Consider the following 11,836-nt stretch of genomic DNA (forward strand, 5'->3'; position numbering starts at 1 on the left):
TCGGCCGCGGTCATGTGCGGAAACAGGTTGAAATGCTGGAACACGAAGACGATCTCACGACGGCGCCGGGCGAGTTCGGCAGTGCTGACCCGCTTCTCGCTGCCCACGTCGCGGTGCCCGATCGGTACGCCCCCGATCAGGATCTGGCCGCTGTCAACCTGTTCCAGGTGGTTCAGCGATCGCAGCAAGGTCGTCTTGCCCGCCCCGGACGGACCGATGAGCACCACGACCTGACCGCGCATCACGTCGAGCGACACGTCGTCGAGCACCTTGCGTCCCCCGAGTGTGCACGAGACACCCCGAACGGAGACAACGGGTTCCGTGGCTGACTCCGCCCTGGACATGATGTACTCCTTGGCGTTCACGGTTGACCTCATCCCTGCAGTTGAAGGACAGAGGCGGCACGGCGGGCACCCAGGAGGCGATGCGTGATCCGCACGCGTTGTTCGATGCCGAGCTGTCGGGCCAGCCGGTTCTCGATCCAGGCTTGAATGAACGTCCAGATCGTGGTCAGCGCAAGGTAGTAGATGGCCGCGACGATGAAGATCTCGAACGTATGAAACGTCGCCGAGCTGATCGATTGCGTGATGAGGAACATCTCGCTGACGCCGATCACGGACAGCACCGACGTCGTCTTCATCATCCCGTTGAACGAGTTGCCCAGCGGCGGCACCATGACGCGCAGCGCTTGAGGCACGATGATCCACCGCATCACCCTGCCCGGTTTCATCCCAAGCGAGGCTGCCGCCTCGAACTGGCCCTTGGGCACGGAATCGAGTCCGGCGCGGATGATCTCGGCGATGTAGGCGCTTTCGTTGATCATCAGCCCGAGGACCGCCGCCTGCACCGCGGCCCGCACCGACAGGCCCAGCAGCGACACGTCGTGAAATTGGTAAAGGCCTATCGCGGCCAGTCCCGTATAGATGAGCACCAGCTGTACCAGCAGCGGGGTGCCGCGAATCACCCAGATATAGATGCTGGCCGACCACCGCAGCAGGGTGAACCGTGACCGCCGCATGAGCGCGACGACCAGGCCGACGAACGTGGCCAGCACCATCGCCACCACGGAGATGACGACGGTCAGGATCAGCCCGTCGACGAACGGGTCACCGGGCGTGAACAACGCCTTCCAGAAGAACTGCCAATCGAACTGCATGACAAGCCCTCTGCGTCAGCTCTGGATGCTGAGGTCGGACATTCCCCACTGGTCGAGGATCTTGGCGTACGCGCCGTTGCCCTCGAGTTCGCCAAGCGCCTGCTGGAGCACGTTGTGCAGCGCGGCATTCCCCTTTACGGTCGCCGCGCCAATCTTGATGGTGCCGAACGGCTTCCCGGCTGACTGGATCTGGGCACCGGTCTTGGTGACGTAGTACCCCAGCGTTTCGGCCGTATCGAGGTAGGCGTCGACCTGACCGTTCTGCACCTGCTGAATGGAGACGTCGGCCTGATTGGCCCTGGTGATGTCGACGGGCGGCCTGCCTGCAGCCGTGCACTTGTCCGATTGCTCCTGCGCCAGGGACTCGGCGGTGGTGGCCACCGCCAGGATCACCTTCTTGCCGCACAGGCTGTCGTCGAGGCCGGTGATGGCCGCCGGATGCGCCTTGGATACGGCGATACCGGTGCCCGAATACACGTAGGGGACGAAGTCGACGACCTTTTCGCGCTCGGGCTTGATGTAGAGCTGCGCCATGATCACGTCGCACTGCTTGGCCTGCAAGGTCGGGATCACCGCGGCGAAGGAGGACTCCACGAAGTCGGCCTTCAAACCCAACTGTGCGGCGAGCGCTTCGCCGAGGTCGACCTCGGCGCCGACCAGCTTCCCGGTCTCGTCGTGGTAGACGTTCGGTGGTGTGCCGTCGTTGGGTGCACAGATCTTCAGCGTCCCCGCCTCCAACACGGCCGGCGGCGCGATCTTGGCCGGGCCGGTCGGGGCCGGCGATGATTCGCTGGACGACGAGCAACCGGACATGGCTAGCGCCAGCGCGAGCGTGCAGATGGCGGCACGGGCGGCGGCAATGACGGTTGTGTTCACGGTTCCTCCACAAGTTGGGCAATGGCGGAGCCTTCGCCCGCCGGCCGCTGACCTATCAGACGATAGGGCCCTATCGGTCGATAGGCATCTTTTGGGCCAATATTGGTTCTGAATGGGTTCAAGGAGATGTCACGACCCGGTCGCCCGAACCACAGGTCAACGCAGTGCGACGGCCTCGAGTTCGTCGAGGCGGCCCGTGGTCGTCGCACGGAGGCGATCGAGCACCGACGGGTCCACCAGCAGCGACCGCAGCACGAAATCAGCCGCCTGCAGCGGGCGCCGCTCCCGAATCGAGCCGCCAGGACCGCCCTGCTCACGCAGCGTCTCGAACAGCACCCCGTTCATGGCCCGCTGGACGAAGCTCGGTTCGAGGTCCACGAACTCCCCCGCCGCACTACCGCTGGAGATCACCCGCTCGACGAGTTCGTGAAACAGCTCGATGCCGTCGCGCTCGTCGGCGAACTCGTCGAGTCCGAGGACCGCGTCCTGGTAGAGCCCCCGCGCGTCGAACGGCTGGATGAGCGCCTCGCGCACGTCGCACGCGATCGTCAGATGCAACTTCTCACCCCACGTCGAGTGCTCCTCGAGCACATTGACGATGCGGTCGATCGACGGCCCCAGATCGAGTTCGACCAGCGTCCGGAAGATGACGTGCTTGGCCTCGAAATGGTGGAACAGCGACGGCTGCCTGATTCGTACCGCGTCGGCGATGTCACGCGTCGAAGTGCCGAAGTAGCCGCGCTGCGCGAACAGCGTCGACGCCGCGAGCAGGATCCGGCCGCGTGTCGACGACCAGTCGACCGCCGCGGGGCGGTAGCCCGCTCGGTACTTCACGCCGCCGATTGTGTCATCGTCAGAACGAAAATCCGAGTTGCGCGGGAACGTCGCTACCGAATGCGGCGTCCAGGTGCACCAGGGTCGTGGGACTACCACCGCGGATACGGTTCGCCGCCGCCAGGGTGGCGGCTCGGTGCACGCCCAGATACAGGCTGCCGAGCACGTCGAGACCCATCACGAATTCGGCCTGCGCATCCGTGCGTTCGCAGCGGGCCCGCCCGTCACGGATCGTCAGCGCGAATCGCCCACCGTCGGAGCGGAATCCGTCGTCGATCTGAATCACCGTGTCCAGGTCGGCGAGGTAGGTACGAGCTTGCAGCGCGCTGGGCACGTCCATGATCCGCAGCCAGAGACCGTCTTCCGATCCCGTGGTGCGCACCAGTCGAGGGTTGTCCAGCAGATACGGCAACGGGTCGCAGGGATGGCTTGACGTCGTGATCGTCTCGACGAGGTCGAGGCCGATCAGCGCGCGCCACAGCGCCACGTGGGCTTCGGCGGTGACGGCCGTGAACTCTTCGACGCGAACGTTTCTCGACTGGCCCCGATGCACGCGGTAGAGCAGATAGCCATCGGCGTGCAGGAAGCAGTTCCACGGCGTGCCTCCGCGCCGCGAGTCGTCCCAATCGGCCAGCAGGTCGTCCCACAGCGGTGCCGGTCGCTGCAGGCCACCCGGTGTGATCAACCGATGGCGGTCATGGATCGCGGCGAGCTCGTCGCGGTGATCACCCGGCCGCACGATGCGCACCCCGCCGGGATCGGTTGCGCCGCCATGGAACCGGGCGAATCGGCGATCCAGGGTCAACTCCGTCTCGACGGTGGCCGGACCGTACCCGAAGCGGCCGTATATCCCGCCCTCGGTGGCAGTCAGTCCCGCGATCGGATAGCCGGCGCCGGCAAAGCGCTGGTGCAGTTCGGTGTACATCGCCCGCAGCAGGCCGCGCCTGCGGTGCGTCGGCGCCACACCCACCCACGTGATGCCTGCGACGGGCAGGATGGCGCCGCCGGGAATGGTCAGCTTCAGGTCGATGTAGTGAGCCATTGCGACCACGTCGGCGCCGTCCTTGACGACCACTGAACTCCTGGCCGGCATCAGCGTCCGCCACGCCGCGATCGTCTCGGGGTGCCAGAACGAGCCGTAGCTGGTCGCGGCGAGCAGTGCTACTCCTGGCCAGTCGTCGTCGGCGATGTCGCGCACGCTGAGATCGTCGAAGGTACTCATCGCTTCGCGAATATGATCCGGTGCCAATCCTTTTCGGCGTTGGCGGTGATGTCACTCATCACGTGCTTGATGGTGAGGTACTCCTCGAACGAGTAGTCGCTCATGTCCTTGCCGAAGCCGGATGCACCGACGCCGCCGTGCGGCATTTCGCTGATGATCGGAATGTGGTCGTTGATCCACACGCACCCGGCATGAATCTCGCGCGAGGCCCGCTGTGCGCGGTACACGTCGCGCGTCCACGCCGATGCGGCCAGCCCGTACTCGGTGTCGTTGGCCTGTCGGATGCCGTCGTCGTCGTCGGTGAACGGTCGCGCCACCAGCACGGGGCCGAAGATCTCGCTGCGGTAGACCTCGGAGCGTTCGTCGACGTCGGCGATCAGGGTCGGCCGATAGAACGAGCCGGGTAGGTCGGGGGCGGTGCCGCCGGTGACGACGCGGCCGCCCTCGCCGGTGGCGCGGTCGACCATGCCGGCGACCTTCGCGCGATGGGCATGGGTGATCAACGGGCCCAGGTCGGTGTCGGGATCGTGCGGGTCGCCGACGACGATCTTGCTCATCAGCTCGCCGACGCCCGCGACGAAGTCGTCGTACAGGTCGCGCGCGACGATGGCCCGCGTGGCCGCGGTGCAGTCCTGCCCGGTGTTGATCAGTGACGCGGCGACCGCGCCGTGGATGGCGGCGTCCAGGTCGGCGTCGTCGAACACCAGGAACGGCGCCTTGCCGCCGAGTTCGAGTTGGGTGCGGTGGCCGTGCAGCGCCGCGGCCGACATCACCTTGCGTCCGACCGCCGTTGAGCCGGTGAACGTCACCAGATCCACGTCGCGGTGACCAGCCAGCGCGGTGCCGACGTCACCCCCGGCGCCGGTGACGACGTTGAGCACGCCGTCGGGCAGTCCAGCCTCGCTGGCGAGTCGCGCCAGCGTCAGCGTGGTCAGTGGGGTCACCTCGGCGGGCTTGATCACCACCGAGCAGCCGGCCGCCAGCGCGGGAATGACCTTCCACACCGCCATTTGCAGCGGGTAGTTCCACGGTGTGATGGTCGCGACCACGCCGATGGCCTCGCGCCGGATGCTCGAGGTGTGGTCGGCTGAGTACTCCGCGGTCGCCTTGCCCTCGAGGTGCCGCGCCGCCCCCGCGAAGAAGTCGATGTTGTCCACGCTGCCAGGAACGTCGAACTCGGAAGCCAGCCTGACGGGCTTGCCGGTCTGACTCACCTCTTCGGCCACCAGGGCTTTGGCGTGCTGGCCGGCGAGTTGAGCCAGCTTGGCCAGTACCGTCGACCGTTCGGCTGGGGTCGCGGTGGACCATTTCGGCAGCGCCGCGCGGGCGGAGGCGACCGCGACGTCGACGTCCGCCGACGTCGCCAACGCGCAATCGGCAACCACGTTTCCCGTCGCCGGGTCGATGACCTGATGCATGCCGCCGCCGGTGATCACCTCGGCGCCGTCGATCCAGCTGCTCGCGATCGTCATGACTTTTACGCTAGCTGACCGTAGAACGGCCAGCTACGCATTCCCCCGTGACGGCGGGGTAAAACGAACGATTTCATGGCTTTGGTTGCCTGTAACGACGGATTCCGTGCACAATCGTCGTCATGGTCGAACCCCACGCACAGCCTGGCATCGGGCCTGTCTCGCTGCGGATCAACCACTCCCGCCCCGGCGCCGCCTTCCAGCTCGACGAACTCTCCAAGGCGATCATCGAGAAACTGCAGCAGGACGGCCGACGGTCCTACGCGGGCATCGGCAAGGCGGTCGGCTTGTCCGAGGCCGCCGTGCGCCAACGGGTCCAGCGCATGGTCGATGCAGGCGTCATGCAGATCGTCGCCGTCACCGATCCGATGCAGCTTGGTTTCGCCCGCCAGGCGATGATCGGCATCCGCTGCACCGGCGACACCACCAAGATCGCCGACAAGCTCGCCAAGATCGAGTCCGTCGACTACGTGGTGCTCACCGCGGGATCCTTCGACGCCATCGTGGAAGTGGTCTGCGAGGACGACGGCGACCTACTCGACCTACTCAACACCAAAATCCGTGCCGTACCAGGGGTGATATCCACCGAAACATTGGTCTACCTCAAACTCGTTAAACAGCAATACAATTGGGGCACACGATGACTCTCGTAGAATCAGATCCAACCGTTTACACCGACCTGGCCGCCAAGGCCAAGCGCCACCTCTGGGGCCACTTCGCCCGCCACGGCGACGACATCACCCCGCCGATCATCACCCGCGGCGAGGGCGTCCACATCTGGGACAGCGACGGCAACAAGTTCATCGACGGCCTATCCGGGCTGTTCGTCGTGCAGGTCGGCCACGGCCGCAAGGAGCTCGCCGAGGCCGCGGCCAAGCAGGCCGAAACGCTGGCGTTCTTCCCGCTGTGGTCGTTCGCCACCCCGCCGGCGATCGAATTGGCCGAGCGCATCGCCAATTACGCGCCAGGCGACCTGAACCGAGTCTTCTTCACCACCGGCGGCGGCGAGGCCGTCGAGAGTGCGTGGAAGCTCGCCAAGCAGTACTACAAGCTGACCGGCAAGCCTGGCAAGTACAAGGTGATATCGCGGTCCATCGCGTACCACGGCACACCGCAGGGCGCGCTGGCCATCACCGGCATCCCGGCGTTCAAGGCACCGTTCGATCCGCCGACCCCCGGCGGTTTCCGGGTGCCCAACACCAACTTCTACCGGGCCCCTGAGCATTTCAGCACCGACCCCAAGGCATGGGGACGCTACTGCGCAGACCGCATCGCCGAGGCCATCGAGTTCGAGGGTCCCGACACCGTCGCCGCGGTCTTCCTCGAGCCCGTACAGAACGCAGGCGGCTGCTTCCCTCCGCCGCCGGGATACTTCGAACGCGTCCGCGAGATCTGCGACGAGTACGACGTGCTGCTGGTCTCCGACGAGGTGATCTGCGCGTACGGGCGCATCGGATCGATGTTCGCCTGCAACGACTTTGGCTACGTCCCCGACATCATCACCTGCGCCAAGGGCCTCACCTCCGGATACTCCCCCATCGGCGCGATGATCGCCAGCGACCGGCTGTTCGAGCCGTTCAACGACGGGTCGACGGTGTTCGGGCACGGCTACACCTTCGGCGGGCATCCCGTCTCCGCGGCGGTGGCCCTTGCCAACCTCGACATCTTCGAGCGCGAAGGCATCAACGACCACGTCAAAGAAATGGCGCCGGTGTTCAAGTCCACCCTCGAGAAGCTGTACGACCTGCCGATCGTCGGCGACATCCGCGGCGAGGGCTTCTTCTACGGCATCGAACTCGTCAAGGACAAGGCCACCAAGGAAACCTTCGACGACGACGAGTGTGAGCGACTGCTGCGCGGCTACCTCACCCCGGCACTGTTCGAGGCGGGCCTCTACTGCCGCGCCGACGACCGTGGTGACCCAGTGGTCCAGTTGGCTCCGCCACTGATCTGCGGCCAGAAGGAGTTCGACGCGATCTACGAGATCCTGCACGGCGTACTGAGCGAAGCCGGGCGGCGTCTCTAGAGCCATTGGTAGCGTCGGACGGGTGACTCCGGCAACCAGACCGTCGATCGATCCCGTCCGCTGGCAACCCCCTCCGTCGAAGCCGCTCCGCGAGCCCGACCTCGTTCGGCGGCTGAGAATCATCCCACTGCCCGGCCTCGCCCCGGAGGACGTCGTCGTCGACGGTCGCGGTGGCGTGTACACCGGGGTCGTCGGCGGCGAGATCATGCGCATCGACGCGGAGTCCGGGTCACACGAGGTGATCGGTGACACCGGCGGGCGGCCGCTCGGGCTGGCCGTGGCCCGCGACGGCCGACTGCTGATCTGCGACAGCCACCGCGGTCTGCTGGCCATGGACACCACCACCGGCGACGTCGAGACGCTGGTCGTCGAATTCGAAGGTCGGCCGCTGAAGTTCTGCTCGAACGTCGTCGAGTCGTCGGACGGCACGATCTTCTTCACGGAGTCCACCGACCGGTTTCACTACGAGTACTACAAGGGGGCCGTCATCGAGGCCCGTGGTTCGGGTTCGCTGTTCCGACGCGATCCCGACGGCACGGTCACGCGGTTGGCGTCGGGGCTGCACTTCGCCAACGGCGTCACGCTCACCGCTGATGAGTCGGCAGTGGTATTCGCCGAGACCACGGGTGCGAGGGTGTCGAAGTTCTGGCTCACCGGGCCCAACACCGGCACCGTGACGCCATTGGCGGAATCGCTGCCCGGGTATCCGGACAACATCTCGACCGCACCCGATGGCCGCATCTGGGTCGCGATGGTCTCCGATCGCAATGCGCTGACCGAGTGGCTGGCCCCCAGGGCACCGGCGGTACGGAAGTTGCTCTGGCGCTTACCGTATGGCGCCCTGCCCGACGTGAAGCCCGTGGTGTGGGTGATCGCGCTGGATCCGGACGACGGCCGGGTCGTGACACAGCTGAAGGCGCGTCACGCGGCCTTCGGGTCGACGACGGGCGTCGTCCAGGAGGGCAACCGGGTGTGGCTCGCGGGCATCGGCGCTCCGACGGTCGCCTACTTCGACATCTAGTCCGTCGCGTCGAACGTGACGCAGGTGCGACTTACGCGACGATTCTTCGCACTGGTGTCACGTTCGGCGCTGTGTCGGATGCGGTCGGCACACTCCCGGCATGGGGATCCCATTCATCGGGAGCGAGGCGGTGGCTTCGGGCCGCCTCACGAAGTATCAACTACGCAGCAAGTACGTCGCAGTGCACCACGACGTATATCTCGCGCGCGAATCGACACTGACCGCCGCGTCGCGAGCTAAGTCGGCGTGGCTGTGGTCAGGCCGGGACGCGGTCGTCGCGGGCCGTTCGGCGGCCGCGCTGCACGGTGCGAAGTGGGTGGCTGACGATGCGCCCGCCCAGATCCTCTACAGGAACAGACGCCCGCCCCAGGGGATTCACACGTGGTCGGACCGTTTCGCAGATGACGAAGTCCAGACGGTCAACGGTGTCGTGGTGACTACGCCCGCTCGCACCGCCCTTGACATCGCGTGCCACTACCCGTTCGATTCCGCCGTCGCGGCCATCGACGCTCTGGCGCGAGCCACCAAACTCGAAGTGGCTAACGTCGAAGCCCTGGCCGAGCGGTACCGTGGCCGACGGGGCATCCGGGCCGCACTCGAGGTGCTCGGCCTGGTCGATCCCGGCGCTGAATCGCCCCAGGAGACCAGGGTTCGACTGCTCCTCATTCGAGCGGGCTTTCCACGGCCGGAGACCCAGTTGCCCGTGTATGACGAGTTCGGCCAACTCGTCGCGCAGCTCGACATGGGCTGGCGCGATGTCATGGTGGGCGTCGACTACGAGGGCAAGCATCACTGGAAGACCCCGCAACAGATCCGGCGAGACATCCGGCGCCACGACCTGGTGACGGAACTTGGGTGGATAGACGTACGCGTGACCGCCGAGGACAGCGACGGCGCGATCATCGGCCGCGTCGGGAGAGCACGTGTGCGCGCTCGTCGAACGTGACGCAGGTGCGACTTTCGCGATGATTCTTCGCACTGGTGTCACGTTCGGCGCAGCGTCCACCGCTAATCCCACAAGCAGCAATGGTCACTCTGGTAACAGCGTGGCAACCCGGCGAACGGCGGACCGTCGCCTAATCTGCAGACACCATGGCGACCTTCCGAACCGTGTCCCGGCGACTCGTCGCACTGACGGCGACACCCTTCCTGGCGAGTTTCTGCCTGTTGGGCAGCCCTGCACTCGCCAACGCCGACGACGCCTGCCCGTACCGGGTCGCAACCCCACCGGCAGTCGACTCCTCCGAGGTTCCCGAATCGGGCGACCCACCCCAGCCGCTGCCCATCCCCGCCCAGCCCCTCGGCGGTGACGCCCTGTCCGGCTGCGGCATCATCACCGCGCCGGGAACGCCGCCAGTGCCCGAGGACGTCTCCGCAGAGGCGTGGGTGATCGCCGATCTGGACACCGGCGACATCGTCGCCGCGAGGGACCCGCACGGCAGGCACCGCCCCGCCAGCATCATCAAGGTGCTCGTCGCGACCCAGGCGCTACGGGAGCTGCCGATCAACAAGCAGGTCATCGGAACCGCCGACGACGCGGCGGCTGAGGGCACCCGGGTCGGCGTGGACGAGGGCGGCAAGTACACCGTCAACGACCTGTTGCACGGCCTTTTGATGCACTCGGGCAACGACGCCGCCCACGCCCTAGCGGTCCAGATTGGCGGCATGGACACCGCCGTACAGAAGATCAACGACCTCGCAGGCAAGCTCGGCGGTCACGACACCCGCGCCGCCACCCCGTCGGGCCTCGACGGTCCCGGCATGAGCACGTCGGCCTACGATCTGGGCCTGTTCTATCGCTTCGCTTGGCAGAACGCCGTATTCGCGAACGTCGTCGCCACCAAGACCTACGACTTTCCCGGCCACCCCGCGCGCGACGGCGGCGAGGACAATCCCGGCTACCAGTTGGAGAACGACAACCAGCTGCTCTACAACTACCCCGGTGCCCTTGGCGGCAAGACGGGATACACCGACGACGCGGGACAAACGTTCGTCGGCGCCGCCGACCGTGACGGACGCCGACTCGTCGTGGTGATGCTGCACGGCACCCGCCTCCCCATCGCACCGTGGGAGCAGGCCGCCCACCTTCTGGACTACGGCTTTGCGACGGCCCCTGGCACGAAGGTCGGCGCACTGGTCGAACCCGATCCGTCGTTGATCGCCAGGGCCGCGAACCCACTCGGGGACAACGTCCCCGCACAAGACATCGCCGCTTCGCCGCTGCCGACCGCCGATGCGGTACCGGTCCGGGTGGGGGTTGGCGTCGTTGGCTCGATCATCGTCTTCGGCCTCATCATGGCCGCCCGGTCACTGAACCGGCGCCCCACCGACTAACGTCAGCGCCGCCGCGTCAGCCTCGAAAGACCAAGCGCGCCAAGGGCCCCGAACCCCACCGCGGCGATGGCGCCACGAACGCCGATTCCTTCGTGAAGTTCGACCCGGGTGGTGATCTCGGCGGGACCGGGTGGGTCGACGGGTGCCGCGGCAAGATTGTCCGGTGACGTCGCCGCCCATGCCGTCGCAAAGAGGATGAGACGCGCGGTGATGTAGGCGAACACCATCAGACCGAGGATCGGACCGAAGGTGGCGCCCGCGGGACCCCGGATGACCGAAGACAGGTAGACCGACGCCACCAGCTTGAAGACTTCGAACGCCACCGCCCCGAGCAGTCCGGCCCGCGCCGCGCTGCGAAAGCTGACGGACTCCCGCGGCAGTCGAGCGATGATCCAGGTGAACAGCAGCCACGAGATGCCGAGCGATACCACCAGCGATGCCACGCGCAATAAGACGCCCAACGCGGGAAAGTCCGGGATGCCGAGCCACTCCAGGACGTGGCGCATCACCGTCCCATTGCCGAGCGCGGTGAGCGCGACGGTGATGACGATCGCGGCGAACGCCGAGAGCAGCGCCAGCAGGTCCGAGATCTTCGCACGCGCGAAACCCGGCGCCTCACCGCGCTGATGGCCCCACATCTGGCTGAGCGCCTCGCGCAGGTTCGCCATCCAGCCAAGGCCGGCCCACGCGGCGGTGGCCAGGCCGATGACGCCGACCGAGGTGCGCGAATCGATCGCCGAATCCATCAGGTTGATGAGTTGCTGCCCCAGGTCACCGGAGACGGCCCCCTTGATCTTCATCTCGACTTCGGAGAGCAGTTCCGGCCGGCTCGCCAACACGAAGCCGCCCGCCGCGAAACCGACCATCAGCAGCGGGAAGAGCGCGAAGATCGTGA

12 protein-coding genes are annotated in these 11,836 nt (G+C 66.5%); 5 read left to right on the forward strand and 7 right to left on the reverse strand.

Going from position 1 to position 11,836, the window contains the following annotated elements:
* From QOD90_RS04485 to QOD90_RS04510, 6 genes are all read right to left on the reverse strand, one after another.
* Positions 1-269 (reverse strand): ATP-binding cassette domain-containing protein (locus QOD90_RS04485; protein ID WP_526347082.1); only part of this gene is annotated, 269 nt, incomplete at its 3' end.
* A gap of 104 nt (positions 270-373) precedes the next feature.
* On the reverse strand, positions 374-1,156 hold the full coding sequence (locus tag QOD90_RS04490; protein WP_526347084.1) for an amino acid ABC transporter permease: 783 nt from the start codon (positions 1,154-1,156) through the stop codon (positions 374-376).
* Between the two features lie 15 nt (positions 1,157-1,171).
* The gene (locus QOD90_RS04495) at positions 1,172-2,032 is read right to left on the reverse strand and encodes an ABC transporter substrate-binding protein (protein WP_526347086.1); all 861 of its coding nucleotides are present in this window, start codon (positions 2,030-2,032) and stop codon (positions 1,172-1,174) included.
* 156 nt (positions 2,033-2,188) lie between these two features.
* On the reverse strand, positions 2,189-2,866 hold the full coding sequence (locus QOD90_RS04500) for a TetR/AcrR family transcriptional regulator (RefSeq protein WP_526347088.1): 678 nt from the start codon (positions 2,864-2,866) through the stop codon (positions 2,189-2,191).
* Positions 2,867-2,885: 19 nt separating this feature from the next.
* On the reverse strand, positions 2,886-4,088 hold the full coding sequence (locus tag QOD90_RS04505) for an enhanced intracellular survival protein Eis (protein WP_526347090.1): 1,203 nt from the start codon (positions 4,086-4,088) through the stop codon (positions 2,886-2,888).
* A complete protein-coding gene (locus QOD90_RS04510; protein ID WP_526347092.1) occupies positions 4,085-5,560 on the reverse strand; it encodes an aminobutyraldehyde dehydrogenase in 1,476 nt (491 codons plus the stop codon). Before QOD90_RS04510 ends, QOD90_RS04505 begins: the two co-directional genes overlap by 4 nt.
* Before the next feature lie 122 nt (positions 5,561-5,682).
* On the opposite strand from QOD90_RS04510, the gene QOD90_RS04515 reads away from it, so the two are divergent.
* From QOD90_RS04515 to QOD90_RS04535, 5 genes are all read left to right on the forward strand, one after another.
* Positions 5,683-6,204 (forward strand): Lrp/AsnC family transcriptional regulator, encoded by a 522-nt coding sequence (locus tag QOD90_RS04515; RefSeq protein ID WP_526347094.1) that lies wholly within the window; start codon positions 5,683-5,685, stop codon positions 6,202-6,204.
* Positions 6,201-7,586: an aspartate aminotransferase family protein gene (locus tag QOD90_RS04520; protein ID WP_526347096.1), complete on the forward strand. Its 1,386-nt coding sequence runs from the start codon at positions 6,201-6,203 to the stop codon at positions 7,584-7,586. Before QOD90_RS04515 ends, QOD90_RS04520 begins: the two co-directional genes overlap by 4 nt.
* Before the next feature lie 22 nt (positions 7,587-7,608).
* Positions 7,609-8,607 carry an SMP-30/gluconolactonase/LRE family protein gene (locus tag QOD90_RS04525; RefSeq protein WP_526347098.1) on the forward strand — a complete coding sequence of 333 codons (999 nt, stop codon included), beginning with the start codon at positions 7,609-7,611 and terminating at the stop codon, positions 8,605-8,607.
* 100 nt (positions 8,608-8,707) lie between these two features.
* Positions 8,708-9,553 carry a type IV toxin-antitoxin system AbiEi family antitoxin gene (locus tag QOD90_RS04530; RefSeq protein WP_526347100.1) on the forward strand — a complete coding sequence of 282 codons (846 nt, stop codon included), beginning with the start codon at positions 8,708-8,710 and terminating at the stop codon, positions 9,551-9,553.
* A gap of 146 nt (positions 9,554-9,699) precedes the next feature.
* Positions 9,700-10,941 (forward strand): D-alanyl-D-alanine carboxypeptidase family protein, encoded by a 1,242-nt coding sequence (locus QOD90_RS04535; protein WP_526347102.1) that lies wholly within the window; start codon positions 9,700-9,702, stop codon positions 10,939-10,941.
* A gap of 2 nt (positions 10,942-10,943) precedes the next feature.
* On the opposite strand, the gene yhjD is transcribed toward QOD90_RS04535, so the two are convergent.
* On the reverse strand, positions 10,944-11,836 hold an 893-nt coding region (gene yhjD / locus QOD90_RS04540), incomplete at its 5' end, for an inner membrane protein YhjD (protein WP_526347104.1).

It is taken from the genome of Mycobacterium sp. (assembly GCF_032161845.1).
In the GTDB taxonomy this organism is placed as follows: Bacteria; Actinomycetota; Actinomycetes; order Mycobacteriales; family Mycobacteriaceae; genus Mycobacterium.